Annotated in this window: 15 protein-coding genes; 8 read left to right on the forward strand and 7 right to left on the reverse strand. The window is 31.3% G+C overall.

Annotated elements, in window-relative coordinates; all coding sequences use genetic code 11:
- Positions 1–61: 61 nt before the first annotated feature.
- Positions 62–1,120 carry a DUF1838 domain-containing protein gene (locus V9L05_RS10725; RefSeq protein ID WP_338811888.1) on the forward strand — a complete coding sequence of 353 codons (1,059 nt, stop codon included), beginning with the start codon at positions 62–64 and terminating at the stop codon, positions 1,118–1,120.
- A 19-nt stretch (positions 1,121–1,139) separates the two neighbouring features.
- Here V9L05_RS10725 and V9L05_RS10730 read toward each other — a convergent pair whose 3' ends face one another.
- Positions 1,140–1,625 (reverse strand): hypothetical protein, encoded by a 486-nt coding sequence (locus tag V9L05_RS10730; protein ID WP_338811889.1) that lies wholly within the window; start codon positions 1,623–1,625, stop codon positions 1,140–1,142.
- 1 nt (position 1,626) lies between these two features.
- Positions 1,627–1,941: a hypothetical protein gene (locus V9L05_RS10735; RefSeq protein WP_338811890.1), complete on the reverse strand. Its 315-nt coding sequence runs from the start codon at positions 1,939–1,941 to the stop codon at positions 1,627–1,629.
- A gap of 155 nt (positions 1,942–2,096) precedes the next feature.
- On the opposite strand from V9L05_RS10735, the gene V9L05_RS10740 reads away from it, so the two are divergent.
- Both V9L05_RS10740 and V9L05_RS10745 read left to right on the forward strand, forming a co-directional pair.
- Positions 2,097–3,170, forward strand: coding sequence for a glycosyltransferase (locus V9L05_RS10740; protein ID WP_338811891.1), 1,074 nt, complete (start codon positions 2,097–2,099; stop codon positions 3,168–3,170).
- Positions 3,171–3,378: 208 nt separating this feature from the next.
- Positions 3,379–4,047 (forward strand): sigma-70 family RNA polymerase sigma factor, encoded by a 669-nt coding sequence (locus V9L05_RS10745; protein WP_338793244.1) that lies wholly within the window; start codon positions 3,379–3,381, stop codon positions 4,045–4,047.
- 177 nt (positions 4,048–4,224) lie between these two features.
- Here the strand turns inward: V9L05_RS10745 and V9L05_RS10750 are convergent, their stop codons facing one another.
- The 4 genes from V9L05_RS10750 to V9L05_RS10765 form a co-directional block, all read right to left on the reverse strand.
- Positions 4,225–4,608, reverse strand: coding sequence for an EbsA family protein (locus V9L05_RS10750; protein WP_338811892.1), 384 nt, complete (start codon positions 4,606–4,608; stop codon positions 4,225–4,227).
- A 99-nt stretch (positions 4,609–4,707) separates the two neighbouring features.
- Positions 4,708–5,619: a hypothetical protein gene (locus V9L05_RS10755; RefSeq protein WP_338811893.1), complete on the reverse strand. Its 912-nt coding sequence runs from the start codon at positions 5,617–5,619 to the stop codon at positions 4,708–4,710.
- 184 nt (positions 5,620–5,803) lie between these two features.
- A complete protein-coding gene (hemE, locus tag V9L05_RS10760) occupies positions 5,804–6,835 on the reverse strand; it encodes a uroporphyrinogen decarboxylase (protein WP_338811894.1) in 1,032 nt (343 codons plus the stop codon).
- 224 nt (positions 6,836–7,059) lie between these two features.
- Positions 7,060–7,281, reverse strand: a complete 222-nt coding sequence (locus tag V9L05_RS10765) for a DUF2795 domain-containing protein (RefSeq protein ID WP_014797151.1) — start codon at positions 7,279–7,281, stop codon at positions 7,060–7,062.
- Between the two features lie 925 nt (positions 7,282–8,206).
- Here V9L05_RS10765 and ccsA point away from each other — a divergent pair.
- The 4 genes from ccsA to V9L05_RS10785 all read left to right on the forward strand — a co-directional run bounded on the left by ccsA (position 8,207) and on the right by V9L05_RS10785 (position 11,246).
- On the forward strand, positions 8,207–8,893 hold the full coding sequence (gene ccsA, locus V9L05_RS10770) for a cytochrome c biogenesis protein CcsA (RefSeq protein ID WP_338811895.1): 687 nt from the start codon (positions 8,207–8,209) through the stop codon (positions 8,891–8,893).
- Between the two features lie 107 nt (positions 8,894–9,000).
- On the forward strand, positions 9,001–9,321 hold the full coding sequence (locus V9L05_RS10775) for a CcmD family protein (RefSeq protein ID WP_338811896.1): 321 nt from the start codon (positions 9,001–9,003) through the stop codon (positions 9,319–9,321).
- Positions 9,322–9,387: 66 nt separating this feature from the next.
- Positions 9,388–9,819, forward strand: coding sequence for a cytochrome c maturation protein CcmE (locus V9L05_RS10780; RefSeq protein WP_338811897.1), 432 nt, complete (start codon positions 9,388–9,390; stop codon positions 9,817–9,819).
- A 161-nt stretch (positions 9,820–9,980) separates the two neighbouring features.
- The gene (locus tag V9L05_RS10785; RefSeq protein ID WP_338811898.1) at positions 9,981–11,246 is read left to right on the forward strand and encodes a hypothetical protein; all 1,266 of its coding nucleotides are present in this window, start codon (positions 9,981–9,983) and stop codon (positions 11,244–11,246) included.
- Positions 11,247–11,297: 51 nt separating this feature from the next.
- Here V9L05_RS10785 and V9L05_RS10790 read toward each other — a convergent pair whose 3' ends face one another.
- Positions 11,298–11,579 carry a DUF427 domain-containing protein gene (locus tag V9L05_RS10790; RefSeq protein ID WP_338793235.1) on the reverse strand — a complete coding sequence of 94 codons (282 nt, stop codon included), beginning with the start codon at positions 11,577–11,579 and terminating at the stop codon, positions 11,298–11,300.
- Positions 11,580–12,285: 706 nt separating this feature from the next.
- On the opposite strand from V9L05_RS10790, the gene ileS reads away from it, so the two are divergent.
- Entirely contained in the window at positions 12,286–15,654 is a 3,369-nt protein-coding gene (gene ileS, locus V9L05_RS10795; RefSeq protein ID WP_338811899.1) for an isoleucine--tRNA ligase, read from the forward strand.
- The last annotated feature ends 235 nt before the right edge of the window (positions 15,655–15,889 follow it).

Here is a 15,889-nt window from a genome sequence, read left to right on the forward strand (position 1 = left end):
CAATTGGGAATAGAATCTATAATTACTACTACATTTTTTGTAAATAAAGAAAACTAAATATATGTTTAAGCAAATATACCCTAACCTTTTGTTGTGGATAAGAATAATCACTTTTAGTCTGAGTTTGATTTTGTGTGGTTGTCAAACAAAGAAAAGCGAAATAAGTCAGAATAGCGAATCTGATAGAATAAAAAATAGTCTGAAAGATAAATTAGATAATGAAATAATTTTAGATTCTGACCCAAATAAAGAAATTGATTTAGAAGATGACAAACAAAACTTTGATGCTTTTATGAAAATTAGAAGTTCAGTGGAAGGCTTAGAAAATGGAAATTCAGCAAAAGAAAGCACTTATTATTGGGAAGGTAATATTTATTCTTTCATTGATGGAGAACGAAGTAAAAAGATAATGGGAATGAAAGGTTTTAGTATGTCAAGATGGTTAAAAACAGATTCTTCAAGACAATTATTGACTAGAGAAGTAGCCTTATATACAGACAAGCGCACAGGAGAGATAATAGAAAAAATGAAAAATCCTTTTTTAGATGAAAATTCAAAAGTAAATAAAGATTCTTTAGAAGTAATTCACGTTTGGAACAATCCTGTAAATCAACGTTTTCCGTATGATATTAAAGAAAATTATGAGCAAAATCGTGATGAAAGTACAGTTTATGGTATTCCTTATAGTGAGTTAGGACAGGATATGGTTTGTTTTTATGCTGATATTTTTCTGACTTATCCATCACTTATTACAAGAAAAGAATTTCCTCAAAATGTACAAAGTGATTTGTATCAAGGTGCAGAACTATTCCAGTTTTTTGTGCGAAAAAGTGATTTAGAAAATCCAATGATAACAGATATGCCTGCCACTATTTCATGGACACGTATCGGACAATGGCTTCCTTTTATGAACATGGGCGACAAACAAGGATATTTAGTGTATCAATGTAGAGGTTATAAAATTTTGGAAGGTTTTGAAGGATTGCCACAAGATATAAAAGATTATGTAAGAGCAAAGCAGCCTATTTTTGAGCATGCTCCAACAGAATATTCACAACCCAATGAAACGAGTTGGTCATATTTTAAGAAGGTTAAAAATCAATTACGAATTACGAATTAGGAATTACGATTCTATTCTTTTATTCGATTTTTACTGTATCAATACTTACTATTCTTCCTTCTTTGTCGTATTTGGTAACTTGTTCTTTGTCAATAAACTCTTCTTTGGCACTACTAAATCTTAAATAATAGGTTTGATCTATTTTTCTGAATTTATTGTTCTCTAAAACAAATGTTGCTTTAGACCACTGATAATGGCTAACGACTTTTTGCTTTTTTATATCAAATTCTATGTTTCTAAGTTCTGTTTCATAATCGTAATCAAACGATTTGGTTGTAGGGTTATAGAAAAGAAATAAAAATTCAGAACCACCCATTCCACCACTAGGAATTTCTACTAAAACATCTTTAAACTTATCTAGATTCAATCTTTTTTGCTCAATTTTTACATTTGTTCCAAAAGCAAAAGCTGAATTAGTAGAAATAATTTGTTTATAATTTCCTTCAATAAATTTATATATTTTTGTCGTAGAATCAATTACAAAAGCAAACTTTTCATTTTCCAATTTATAAAATAGAAACGTGAAGTCCTATGTTGTGTACAGTTTTTGAAAGATTATCAACATCATTGTAGAGAGCTAATGACTTTTCATAATCTGACCTATACCAACCTAGAGAATCAGAAGGTTGTTTATGATTTCCATTTGAATAAATATACCAATACCTTAAACGTTCTTCTTTTGGCTCTGTTTCTACTATCTTTGTTTTGATAATTTCAGTTTGAATAGAATCTAAATCTGTTTTATCATCTTGCTTAACTGATTTTTTTGTAGGCGAACAAGCATATAAGAGTAAAGTCAGAAGTAAAAAAGTATTTTTCATTGTGAGAATAAAAAAGCGTGAATCAAATTTATATTTTTTTTGGTTTTCTAGTAATTAGTCTTGTTCTACAAGGTAGCTTTTTTGTCGTAATTTTTAAGTTACTCTTTACTAGAAAAATCAAAAATAAATCTTCTAAAAAAACTATTTCTGTTGTCATGGCAGCAAGAAATGAAGCACATAATTTAGAAAAACTACTTATTTCTATTTTTAATCAAAGCTATTCAGATTTTGAAGTTATTGTAGTAAATGACCGTTCAGACGATAATTCGTTAGAGATTTTGGAAGAATTCAAAAAAAATAATCCAGCTAAAAACTTTCATTTTATTTCTATCAACGAAAAACCTCAAAATTGGAATGGAAAAAAATATGCTTTACATATAGGAATACAAGCAGCTAAAAATGAAATTATTTTACTGACAGATGCAGACTGCTTGCCAAAAGATAGGTTTTGGATAGAAAAGATGGCAAATTCATTTTCTGATAAAGAAATAAATACAGTTGTGGGAATTTCATTGTATAAAAAAGAAAGGAGTAATTTTTTAAATTGGTTTATACAAAACGAGACCTTACTAACAGCACTTCAATATATATCTTTTGCTAATTTTGGGATGGCTTATATGGGAGTGGGAAGAAATTTGGCTTATAAAAAAAGTGTTTTTTTGTCGTCAGTAGAAGAAAATATCCAGCCGTTTTGGGTGTCCCCAACAAAGACAAGTAACACGATAGGTTTTGAAAAAATAGCTTCTCAATTAGGAGGAGATGATGATTTAATTTTTTCAGAAAAACGATTTTATAAAAATGTAGGCATTTGTTTGGATGGACAAACAGAGAGTAAAGCACCTCAAGGTTTTAGAGAATGGCTACATCAAAAACGGCGACATTTGTCTGTTGGAACAAAATATTCTTTTCGTCAGAAAGTTATTTCTAGTATTTATCCTTTGAGTATCTTTTTTTGGTATATCGCTATTATAGGGTTTTTTATAAATGGCTTTTATGAAGTTTTAGGTTTTGAATTGATTCGTCAATTGCTTTTTTTTGCTATTTTGCGTATATTCTATAACCAAATACAAAATAATTACGTTTCAAGCCGTTTTACGTATAAAAATTTTTACAAATACTTATTTAAAGATTTTTTTACTGCCTTTTTGGGTTTTGAATTCGTATTTATTTTTTATTATTTCGTGGTGGGAATAGGGGCAGTTTTTTTTCCTCCTAAAAGATGGAAATAGTATAGAAACGACTCTAACAAAGTAAATCCTGAAAAAATGTGTCAAAATGACCATTTCTTACCTAGTTTTGATTTATGGATTAAAAATAGCTATATGTCGTTTGTGAAAACACCAACAACAACGTAGCAAATAACACAGAAGTTATTTATTATAAAGAAAAATATTAATAACTTATTACAAAAAAAAAGTATTTATTACACCTCTATTGATGAAAGATAATAAAAAAAACTCCGAAAATTCAGAAGAAAAAGTAAATAAAAATCCTTTGTCTAATGCTGATGATAAAGAATTTTCAGACAAAGCTCTAAAAGATTTTGATTTAATTGATTTGGCAGTAAAAGGCGACCAACAAGCATACGCTGAACTGATGAATCGTTATAAAAATTCGGTGTATTTTATGCTTCTCAAAATGGTAAAAAATACTGACGATGCTGAAGATTTGACAGTCGAAGCATTCACAAAAGCATTTAAAAGTCTAAAGAAATTTAAGAAAGAATATACGTTTAGTACGTGGCTTTTCCGTATTGCAACCAATAACTGTATCGATTTTATTCGCAAGAAAAAATTAGAAACGCTAAGTTTACATACGCCTTATAAAAATGATTCAGGTGAACAGATTCAAATGGATGTTCCAGACCAAAATCTAACACCACAAGAAGAAGCAATCCGAACACAAAAAATAGAAATTATTAGAAATTTTGTCGATCAGCTTCCTCCAAAATATAAAAAATTGGTAGAACTACGCTACTTTGACGAACTTTCGTATGATGAAATAGCAACCGAACTAGATGCGCCTCTAGGAACTGTAAAAGCACAATTACACCGAGCAAGAGAATTGATGTACGACTTAGTGAAAAATAAGCGTGATGTGATTTAAAAACTTTTTAAACCTATAAAATTTATTTTTTAAAAAAAGGATTTAAAGCATCAAAACTTTAAATCCTTTTTGTTTTTCTAATATTTCCAAGCCTTTACCGTATCAATAAAGTGCTTGACTTTATTAAAATCTAGATTAAGATATTGAAAAATAGCATCAAAATAGTGTTGCTATATCTTAATTAAATGAGTTTAAAATAGATTCAAGTTTTGAAATAGCATCTTTCTCAAAAGACAGTTTGTACAATTTTTGAGTTTTTCCATTTTTTAATTTAAGGAGAAAATATCTCTTTTGAATCTCAACTCTTTCAATATCATTTACTACTATTTTTTTATCTTTCCACAATCCACGATTGAAACTTATTTTTTCATCATCAATTAACAAGAAGTATTTACGATATGAAAAATATATATGAAAACAAAATATGCTTCCTAGCCAAAATACATAGATGCGCCAATCATACAAACCATTTGACCAAGCAAAAGCAATACATAAAATAAACAATAAAATCCCATTAATAAGGGAAAGGCTATTATGACGATATTTGAATTTTTCATTCATTTTATTCGCAAATTTCACAAAATAATATAGTGTTTATTTCCTACAAAAAAAGAGACTTAAAAAAGGATTTAAAGCATCAAAACTTTAAATCCTTTTTTCTTATTCAAAACTGTTTGTTTTAAAATCAATTCCATTCAGATTATAAATTACTTGTCCATTATCTTTAACTAAAAGATTAATTTTTCCACGTATCATTTTTTTGCCTTTCTCTGTATATTTGGCTTCAATTATTATTGCACCACTTGTTTCGAAGTTTTTCCATTGTGTTTCCTTAACCAGTCCGACTTGATCAGTTACCACAATTCCAATTATTTCTTTAAACTCTACTTTATCTATTTGGGTATTTTCATCAAAATTAATTTCTCCTAAAGGATAAAGCCATAAATCCTTTGATAGATGTAAATAAATTCTGAATCCATTATTAGACAAAAAACGATGTATTTGAGTTTTGTCTTCATACTTTGTGGCAGAAGTGTAAAAGCTAAATAAATTGAGTTGATTAGAAGTATAAGACAATCCCTTTTTATAAGTTGAACATTCAATACTTTTTAGGGATTTAATTTTAATTTTACCAAAAATAGCCATTGAATTATCACTATCATATTCATGATAAAGAGTTCCATCAAAATCAAATCTGACTTCTCCAGTAGTAGAATCATAATAAAAATTTGAAATACTAAATGTCGATAATGGGTTAAAGTTTGGAGTGATGAATGTCTTAAATAGATTATCCTTAGGCTCTGCATACCAAACATTCAGTAGATTTCCTTCTTTAGAAATCTCAAATCTAATTCTGAAATCTATTTTATCTTTATCCGAATAAAAAGCCGTAATATATAGCTTATCACAGTTTTCATTTCCTCCAACATCTTCATTTATTGATTGATATTCTGTTCCATCTATGTTTATGTTAAGCTGATTTTCTATAATAGTATCTTTTAATTCATCGTTACAACTTATAAATAAAAAGGAGAGGATAATTAGCATTTTAAATAAAAATAGTGATTTCATTTTAATAAATAGTTATGGTATTTGAGAATATTATTTTATTTGAATATCTTCTAAAAGTACAAAGGTATAAAACTTGATTTAGTTTGTATAAAAAAAGGATTCGAAATATAAAAATTTCAAATCCTTTAAGTTAATTTACATAAGAGAATGGATATAAGTCTTATAGTTACTCATTATCGAATTCCTAGTATTTCCAAGCCTTAACAGTATCAATAAAATGCTTGACTTTATTAAAATCTAAATCTGGATAAACTCCGTGTCCTAGATTGGCAATGTGTTTTCCTTTTCCAAAAGAAGTAAGCATTTTCTTTGTTTCTGCTTCTATCGTTTCATACGAGCCGTACAAAACACAAGGGTCAAGGTTTCCTTGCAAAACCTTGTCATTTCCTATCAATTTTCTTGATTCTTCAATCGACATTGTCCAATCCATTCCTACAACATTACAAGGAAGTTTTCCAAAATCAGCTCTTGCTGCATGTTGGTCTTTACCAAAAACAATTGTAGGCACTTCATCAATCGCTTCTACAATTTGCTCAATGTATTTCAAACTAAATTCTCTGTACTGTTCCAATCCCAAAACGCCAGCCCAAGAGTCAAAAACTTGTACAATATCTGCACCTGCTCTTATTTGAGCTTTTAGATAAATGATTGTAGAATCTGTTATTTTTTGTAGTAATTGATGTGCTAATTTTGGATTTTCATAAAGTAATCCACGAGGTTTTGAAAAAGTTTTTGAGCCTTTGCCTTCTATCATATAACAAAAAAGTGTAAACGGTGCGCCAGCAAAACCAATTAAAGGAACACGTCCATTCAATTCTTTTTTTGTAATAGAAATAGCTTCTGTTACATAACTCAATTTTTCTTCAATGCCATCTGTGGTCATTTTTTTGACATCACTTTCTGTCTTGATAGTTTGAGGAAAGCGAGGACCTACTTTTTCTACCATTTCGTAAGGCAAACCCATAGCTTCAGGAATAACCAAAATATCCGAAAAAATAATGGCTGCATCTACTCCCAATCTATCTACAGGCTGAATGGTTACTTCGGCTGCTAAATGTGGCGTAGTAACAAGTTCAATAAAACCACTTAATTTTGCTCTTAGCTCTCTATATTCGGGTAAGATTCTGCCAGCTTGGCGCATTGTCCAGACAGGGGCACGTTCTGTTTTTTCTCCTCTTGCTGTTCTTAAAAGTAAATCGTTTTGTAGGGTCGTCATAATTGGAACATAATCCTCAACGACGGTTTTAACCTCGTTGACGGTTAATTAAAAATAAAAAAACTCCATTTTGATACAAAAGTAAGCAAAATGGAGTTTATAAAGTTAGATTATTCGTTCAATTTAACGAGTAAGAACATAAATTACATATATTATTGCTTTTATTTGATTGATAGTCAGGGTATTACAATCGTAATTCGTAATTTTTAATTCGTAATTATTTACTAATATTCGTCCTCATTAAAAAAGAAGTCGTCTTTAGTTGGATAATCAGGCCAAATTTCTTCGATATTCTCGTAAGGCTCGCCATCATCTTCTAAGTCTTGCAGGTTTTCCACTACTTCCATAGGCGCACCTGTACGTGTCCCATAATCGATTAATTCGTCTTTAGTGGCTGGCCAAGGAGCATCTTCTAAATAAGATGCAAGTTCTAGTGTCCAATACATAGGCTTATATTTGTATTTTTTTTGTAATAATTTAAAATTTTTAATCAGCTTACAATTTTTTTAATCTTAATTATTATTAGATTTTTCCTGAGGCTGATTTTTTTCAATAAGGCTGCAAAGGTAATAAGTTATTCACTCTAAACAAGTTAGTTGAGGGAATTTTTCAAGCTAATTTCAGTTTTTCTATTTTACTAAATAAAATAGTTGTTTTCAATTTTTCAAAGAGCAAATACTAAAAACCATTTTACCATACTTAAGGGATTTTAAAGTGTAACGCAAGGCTTTATTTTTTGTTTTACTTCCTATAATTACTTTTAGAAAACTTTTGCAAATTTGCATCCAAAAATAAGCATTGATGTTCATATAGAATTCATGAAAGGGTAACATAAAAAACTTTTTTATTGTAAATACCTTAATTTTATAACAAAATAGTGCAAATAACTGTTTATTATACAAATTTATCTTATTAGTAAAATAGCTGATAGTCAGCTTTATAGATAATATATAAAAAATTATTGCAAAAAAATCAAGTTTTTTTAATAATGAGTTGTTTTTGTTGAAAAATAGTAGTATTTTTAGAATATCAAGTTAAGGAGTTTTATGGAACTTTATTAAACAAGTTTTATAAGAAAAGATTTTCATTTAGTTATTTTCAGGGAGGGGGCTTTCTGACAAAACTAAAATTCTACCGTTGCAGTATCGGAATGATCTGCAACGGCTTTTTTATGCAATAGAGTGTACTCTTTAGTTTTCGAAAATGTATTTTATCTTTTAAGGTAAGTTATGCATTCATAATTTTATAAACTTTTAGCCTTTCTTTTCTATCCTATTTTTGTTCTTTGGTGTTTTGAGTTGTAATTTTGCAGAATATTATTTTCGCACTCTCAATAAGAGTGTGTTACAGAATACTTCACACCCTAAAGGGATGCCACAGAATAAAATGAATTTACTCAAAAAACACTGGTGGAAAATTGCTTGTGTAATTATCCTTTTCTATACAATTATTGGAGGACTTTTAGTTGAAGTTCCTAGACTAAATATTCTTAACGAAACCATTAGAAATCTATTTTTCCATGTTCCAATGTGGTTTGGAATGGTTCTGATGTTACTTGCTTCCGTTATTTATTCGATAATGTACCTCAAAACTTCCAATCCAAGACACGACGACTGGGCAGTAGAACTCGCAAATTCTGGAATTGCTTTTGGTATTTTGGGAATCCTGACAGGAATGTGGTGGGCAAAATTTACATGGGGAAATTTTTGGAGTGGAGATCCAAAACAAAATGCTTCTGCTATTGCTCTTTTGATTTATTTCGGTTACTTGCTTTTGCGTAGTGCATTGCCAGATGATGAAAAACGAGGCAGAATAAGTGCTGTTTTCAATATTTTTGCTTTTGCTACCTATATCCCTCTTATCTATATTTTGCCTAGAATGGTAAACTCTCTACACCCTGGGGCAGAAGGAAACCCTGCTTTTAGTGCTTATGATTATGATAACGACCTCAAAAAAGTCTTTTATATTGCCATTATTGGTTGGACGCTTTTGGGAGTTTGGGTGGCACAACTTCGTGTCAGAATGAGAAGAATTGAATACAAAACACTTTTTGATTAACTTTATAATAGACTTTCTAGTCTGTGAATTTAAAATACCATAGCCGTTGTTGGTGTTTTAGCGCAGCGACACCAACAACAAAAAATTACCACATAAATAAAAAATCAATGAAAAATATATATCTACTTTTGCTTCTTTTCTCTTTTGCTTTTTCGCCTTTGATGGCTATTGCTCAGGAGGATACCAATACAGAACAAACTACTGAAGTTAATAAAAACGGAAAAATTCCTGTGACACAGCGAGATTACGAAAACACAGAAGTTTCGATGGCTGATACATTCAGAGCAGACGGCAAAATTTATGTTGTTGTTGCTGTTTTAGCTACTATTTTTGCAGGAATTGTAGTCTTTTTAGTGGTTACAGAATCCAAACTCAAAAAATTAGAGGATTTAGTATATTCTGAAAGAGCTTCAAAAGAAAAGGTATAAAACAACGCTTTAAGATTATTTTTCGTTAAAATAAAGTAAACAAACTCAACCAAAATTCATAAAACTATGAAAATTTCACATATAATTGTACTCGTTATTATAGCTGTTGGCATCGGAATTTTTGTCAGTTCTAGCGAAAATGCTAGTCAATATGTAGATTTTGATAAAGCTCTTACAATTGCTAAAGATGGGGATGACAATAAAATTCATGTTGTAGGTGAGCTTCCTAGAGATGCAAGTGGTGAAGTAATAGGGATTGAATATAACCCTATGGCAGATGCTAACTTTATGGCTTTTCAACTCGTCGATGAGAAAGGCAACAAACAACGTGTCATTACAAGTACGCCACCTCCTTCCATGACAGATTTCAAACGCTCTGAAAAAGTTGTCGTGATTGGAAAATATGAAATACATGAGCAAAATGAACAGTTTGTAGTAAGTGATATTTTGCTTAAATGTCCTTCTAAATATGAAGAAAATACTGTCGCTGTAAAATAATAGTATTCTGTACAAACAGTAAAGAATATGTAGATAGAATTGAAAGTAAATTTTAAAAAGTTAAGTTATCGTATAAAATAGAGTTGTTTTATAAAAAAATAGATTAAATTTTCTATTTTTCTACTCTTTAATTTACGATACTATTTTTGAAATCTCTCTTTATGAAATTCAACTTTACTTCCAAGAAATTTTTTGTCTTTAGCTTTTTTCTTTCTTTACTGTTTGTATCAACTTCTGTATTTAGTCAAAAAACATTGAATGATTATTTTGAAGGTTTACAATCTTCGTATGACCAAAAAAAATATGATTCGATGCTCTATTATGCCAAAATTTTGGATACGATTCGTCCCAATCATCCAACTGTTTTGCGTTATTTGTCTTTATCTTATTCATTAAATAAAGATTCAAAACAAACAGAAAAAACACTACAAAAATTAGCTCTCATTTATGCAGAACCTTCTGTTTTAGAGAATGAAGAACTAATCAGTTCCCTCAAAAAATCACAACTCAAGAGACTTCAAAAACTTTGGAATACTCAAAATGAGAAAGTGCAAATTAGCACACAAGCCTTTTTACTTCCTGCAAGACATATTGAAGGACTTACATCTCTAGGAGAAAATAAAATTGCTTTTGCTTGTATCAATAAACCTGCTATTGGTTTCTGGGATGGAAAAGATACTTCGTATATGGAAATGAAAATGCCTGTTATGAATCTTTTTTATGAAGAAGCTACTCAAAAACTTTGGGGAGTAATGAGCGAATTAGAAAACTCATCACTTTATAAAGAAGAAAATAAAGGTAAAGCAGCCATTTTTTGCATTGATACAAAGACAAATAAAAAAATAGTTGAATATGAACTTTCAGATTCTTTAGACCACGTTTTGGGAGAAATTAAGCAAGCAAAAGATGGGACAATATATTGTACTGATAGCCAAAATCCAATTATTTATGTTTGGAATGAACAAACTCAAAAACTAGAAGAAAAATGGACAAATCCGAAATGGCGTTCATTGCAAGGAATTACTTTTTCAGAGGATGGAAAATGGGCTTTTGTGGCTGATTATTCTTCAACAATTTATCAGATTAATATTCAGACTGGAAAAATAAATGCACTAGAAGCTCCAAAAGGTTTTTCATTTAAGACAACAGACGGACTTTATCTCTATAAAAATACACTCATTACGGTTCAAAATGGAACTTCTCCTATGAGAGTTTCAAGTTTTGAGTTAGATATGCAAAATCAGAAAGCAAAAACAGGAAAGATTTTGGAACAGCAAAATATCTATTTTGGTGAACCTACTAATGGTTTTTTGATAGGAAATAAGTTTTACTACATTGCCAATAGTCAATGGGGAAATTATGATAAAGAAAATAAACCTAAGAATGACTGGAAACCTGTTGTAGTTTTGATGATAGAAATCGAATAAAAAATGGCAACTGAATGCCATTTTTTATTATTCTAATAATTGAACTAGCATTTATTTCACTACTTCCACACCTTTCCAAAATGCCATTCTGCCACCAATTTCTTTAGCTGCATCTTTTGGAGTTGGATAATACCAAACGGCATTTTTGTTTTCTTCTCCATTTACATCTAACGAATAATAAGAAGCTGTACCTTTCCAAGGACACATACTTTTATGGTCGCTTTCTTTTAAAAATTCTTTTTTTACAGAATCAGCAGGAAAATAATGATTTCCTTCTATTTGTACTGTATTATCGCTTTCTGCAATGACTTGACCGTTCCAAATGGCTTTCATAGTTTCTGTTTTTATAAGTGAGAAATTTTTGAACTGACTTCATATCAAAAAGGTAATGTAGCTAGAAATTGTTTGATAAAATACTGTTTTTGATGTTCAGACTAGAAGTCTGAACTACCTTAATACAAGTTGTGGTAAGGTTTATTATAAAGGGTGTGCGTTCGTTTTAGCTTCGCTGAGGGTTACACCGTTCTCAAAAACGAACGAAACGCTTCCTCAGAAGCATGATTTAAGCAATATCACGCTTCTGAGGAAGCGTTTTTTTTAGTTCTGAGGAACTGAACACACAATGTTTCACTAAAAAGTCGGAAGAGCCACCTTTTTTATTGATTGCCAACTATTTTAGAGTAAAATTCTATTTATTTTAGTCATTTTACAAGAGTAAAGAAATGATATTATTAAAGTATTGGATATGGGGAATATTGTCAGTGGTGGGGATACCAACAACAGCAAAGAATCAATTTGAACTTCTTTTATAACTTCTACATTATTTCTTTTAGAGGTACAACAAATCAGTGTAAATACAATAAAATATAGTATCGCAATCTTTTTCATATTACTTGTTATTTTAGTTATAATTACAAGATAATAAAATTCCCTTCCTACCACGTTATCTTTTTAATTTACAATTTCTTACCTTTGTGGATTGATTGAAATTGAATAGCCATCAAAAGACTTGAAAAGGTCTTAGAATAATATATATAAAATGAAATATACCGAACCAAAAAATATAAGTTACGCAGGCGTAGCTAAAGATGTTCTCCATTTTTGGAAAGAGAACAAGATTTTTGAGGCTTCTGTCCAAAATAGAGAGGGCAAACCTACTTTTACGTTCTATGAAGGTCCTCCTTCTGCCAACGGAAAACCAGGGATTCATCACGTTATGGCTCGTACTATTAAGGATATTTTTTGTCGTTACCAAACTTTGAAAGGCTTTCAAGTAAAGCGTAAAGGAGGGTGGGATACGCACGGTTTGCCTATTGAATTACAAGTAGAAAAAGAATTAGGAATTACAAAAGAAGATATAGGTAAAAGTATTTCGATTGAAGATTATAATCAAAAATGTAGAGAAGCCGTAATGCGTTACAAAGAACTTTGGGACGATATTACGACAAAAATGGGTTACTGGGTAGATTTGGGTAATCCGTATATTACTTTCGATAAAAATTATATGGAAACGCTTTGGTATTTATTAAAGCAATTCCACGAAAAAGGACTTTTATATAAAGGATATAGCATTCAGCCCTATTCTCCTGCTGCTGGCACAGGACTTTCTTCACACGAAATCAATCAACCAGGGTGTTATCGTGAAGTGAAAGATTTGTCTATGATAGCGCAATTTAAAGTAAAAGGAACTTCAAATGATTTTCTTTTGGCTTGGACAACAACGCCTTGGACACTTCCTTCAAACTCTGCTTTGGCTGTTGGAAAAAATATAGAATACGTAAAAGTAGAAACGCACAATCAGTATACAAAACAGCCAATCAATGTTTATGTAGCAAAAGCATTATTGAAAAGTGTTTTTGATGATAAAAAATACGTCGATCACGCCATTTTTGATGAAGAAAAGCATGCAGGGAAACACCCTTATACCGTTATAGAACAATGTAAAGGAGAGCGTTTGGAAGGTTTGGAGTACGAGCAACTTATGCCGTATGTAAAACCAGATGAAACAAACGGAACTGCTTTTAGAGTAATTTTAGGAGATTTTGTAAGTACAGAAGACGGAACAGGAATCGTTCATATCTCACCTACTTTTGGTGCTGATGATGCTCGTGTTGCCAAACTGGCTAATATTCCTGCTATTTTGGTAGCTGATGAAAATGGAAATCCGATGCCACTTGTGGACAAAAGAGGACGTTTTGTAAAAGAAGTTACTGATTTTGCTGGAGAGGCTGTAAAAGCAGAATACGAACCTGATGAGGTAACAAGTGCTGAGGGCTATGAATCGGTTGATTTGCGTATCGCTGTCAAGCTCAAAAATGCAAATCGTGCTTTCAAAACTGAAAAATACGAACATAATTATCCACATTGTTGGCGTACAGATAAACCTATTTTATATTATCCATTAGATTCTTGGTTTATCAAGACGACAGATTATAAAGAAAGAATGGTAGAGCTAAACAAAACGATAAACTGGAAACCTGCAAGTACAGGCGAAGGACGTTTTGGAAACTGGCTTGAAAACTTAGTCGATTGGAATTTATCTCGCTCTCGTTATTGGGGAACACCTCTTCCAATTTGGAGAAGTGAAGATGGAACAGAAGAAACTTGTATTGGCTCTATCAAAGATCTTATGGCAGAAATACAAGAGGCAAACAATTCAAAAGTATTAAGTACAGAAGAAGTAAAGAAAAATCGTGGATTTTTAGAGAAATTTATGGCAAATCAAGCTGATTTGCACCGTCCTTATGTAGATGATATTACACTTGTAAAAGGCAAAACAAAACTGACTAGAGAAGCTGATTTGATTGATGTTTGGTTTGATTCGGGTGCAATGCCTTATGCACAATGGCATTATCCATTTGAGCAAGAAGAAATATTTAACAAATCATATCCTGCTGATTTTATTGCAGAAGGTGTCGATCAAACTCGTGGTTGGTTCTTTACTTTACACGCTATTTCGACAATGCTTTTTGATTCGGTAGCGTATAAAAATGTAATTTCGAACGGACTTGTCTTAGATGAAAAAGGCAATAAAATGTCTAAATCTAAAGGAAATGTAGTTGATCCATTCGAAACATTAGCTGATTTTGGTGCAGACCCAACTCGTTGGTATTTGATTGAAAATTCGAATCCTTGGGATAGTTTGAAGTTTAGCAAAGATGGAATTACGGAAGTTCAGCGTAAATTCTTTAATACACTTCAAAATACCTATTCGTTCTTTTCGTTGTATGCTAATTTAGATGATTTTGATTTTGATGAAAAGAATCTTATTCCAATCTCAAAACGTCCAGAAAGTGACCGTTGGGTTATCTCAAAGCTTCATTCTTTGATAGCCGAAGTAGATGCAGCTTTTGCAGAATATGAGCCAACAAAAGCAGCTCGTGCCATGTCAAAATTTGTTACTAGCGACCTTTCAAACTGGTATGTTCGTCTGAATAGAAAACGTTTTTGGAAAGCCGAATTGGTAGAAGATAAAATTGCAGCTTATCAAACCCTTCATACGTGTTTGGAAACGATTGCGCTTCTTGCTTCTCCGATTGCGCCTTTTTATTCGGATTTTGTATATCGTAACTTGAAAAAAGCAGATGAAAGCGATACTACAACTTCGGTTCATTTGGCAGATTTCCCTGTTTCTGATTCTAAATTAATCAACAAAGATTTAGAAACTCAAATGGAATTGGCTCAACAAATTTCCTCAATGGTTCATGCCTTGAGAAAGAAAAATCAAATGAGAGTTCGTCAGCCGTTACAAAAAGTGATGGTTGCTGTTGTAGATGAAATTACACAAAAACATATTAAAGCTGTACAAGAACTGATTTTGTCAGAAGTAAACGTAAAAGAATTAGAGTTTTTAGCTCCAGATTCTGATAAACTTACCAAAACAATCAAGCCGAATTTCAAAAAATTAGGTGGACAGTATGGAAAAGCAATGCCAAAAATTGCTGGTTTAGTTAAGAAAATGACACAAGCAGACATTGCTACTTTAGAGCAAACAGGCGTGTTTACTTTGAATCTTGATGGCGAAGTAATTCCACTTACTCCAGACGATGTAGAAATCGGAACAGAAGACATTGCAGGTTGGGTAGTAATGAGTGAAAATGGAATTACGGTAGCTTTAGATGTAAACCTTACTGACGAATTGCGTCAAGAAGGAGTTGCGAGAGATTTGGTAAATCGCATTCAAAATCTACGAAAAGACGAAGGTTTGGATGTTCAAGACAAAATTTTATTGCAAGTGGAAAAAGGAAGCGACCTATTGAACGGTGCTTTATCCAACTTCAAAAAATATATTTGTGATGAAACACAGGCATTAGAAATGGAAGTTTTGGATTCAGTTGATAATTCAGTAGAATTAGAAACCGAAGAAACAACTGTTAAATTGGCTATGCGAGTGCATCAACTAAGCTAAAAGTAGCATACGCTTTAGCGTGTGAATATCTGTACCGAATGCTTTAGCTTTCGGCAAAAAAACTAGCTGTTTGTTTTTTCCTAACCTAAAGGTCAGGTTACACTTTTGTAAGCTAAAGCATACGCTACAAATAAAATCAAAAGTTCCATTTCTTTAAGAGATGGAACTTTTGTAGTTTTAAGGGGAAAATAATAATGTTACTTTCCATTAAAAAACAGGTTGATAAAGATAGAAA

Source organism: Bernardetia sp. Wsw4-3y2 (genome assembly GCF_037126295.1).
Lineage (GTDB): Bacteria > Bacteroidota > Bacteroidia > Cytophagales > Bernardetiaceae > Bernardetia.

Coding starts and splice junctions, on each gene's coding strand:
- V9L05_RS10725 (WP_338811888.1), top strand. CDS start 62: ATGTTTAAGCAAATATACCCTAACCTTTTGTTGTGGATAAGAATAATC.
- V9L05_RS10735 (WP_338811890.1), bottom strand. CDS start 1,941: ATGAAAAATACTTTTTTACTTCTGACTTTACTCTTATATGCTTGTTCG.
- V9L05_RS10740 (WP_338811891.1), top strand. CDS start 2,097: ATGGCAGCAAGAAATGAAGCACATAATTTAGAAAAACTACTTATTTCT.
- V9L05_RS10745 (WP_338793244.1), top strand. CDS start 3,379: ATGAAAGATAATAAAAAAAACTCCGAAAATTCAGAAGAAAAAGTAAAT.
- V9L05_RS10750 (WP_338811892.1), bottom strand. CDS start 4,608: ATGAATGAAAAATTCAAATATCGTCATAATAGCCTTTCCCTTATTAAT.
- V9L05_RS10755 (WP_338811893.1), bottom strand. CDS start 5,619: ATGAAATCACTATTTTTATTTAAAATGCTAATTATCCTCTCCTTTTTA.
- hemE (WP_338811894.1), bottom strand. CDS start 6,835: ATGACGACCCTACAAAACGATTTACTTTTAAGAACAGCAAGAGGAGAA.
- V9L05_RS10765 (WP_014797151.1), bottom strand. CDS start 7,281: ATGTATTGGACACTAGAACTTGCATCTTATTTAGAAGATGCTCCTTGG.
- ccsA (WP_338811895.1), top strand. CDS start 8,207: ATGCCACAGAATAAAATGAATTTACTCAAAAAACACTGGTGGAAAATT.
- V9L05_RS10775 (WP_338811896.1), top strand. CDS start 9,001: ATGAAAAATATATATCTACTTTTGCTTCTTTTCTCTTTTGCTTTTTCG.
- V9L05_RS10780 (WP_338811897.1), top strand. CDS start 9,388: ATGAAAATTTCACATATAATTGTACTCGTTATTATAGCTGTTGGCATC.
- V9L05_RS10785 (WP_338811898.1), top strand. CDS start 9,981: ATGAAATTCAACTTTACTTCCAAGAAATTTTTTGTCTTTAGCTTTTTT.
- V9L05_RS10790 (WP_338793235.1), bottom strand. CDS start 11,579: ATGAAAGCCATTTGGAACGGTCAAGTCATTGCAGAAAGCGATAATACA.
- ileS (WP_338811899.1), top strand. CDS start 12,286: ATGAAATATACCGAACCAAAAAATATAAGTTACGCAGGCGTAGCTAAA.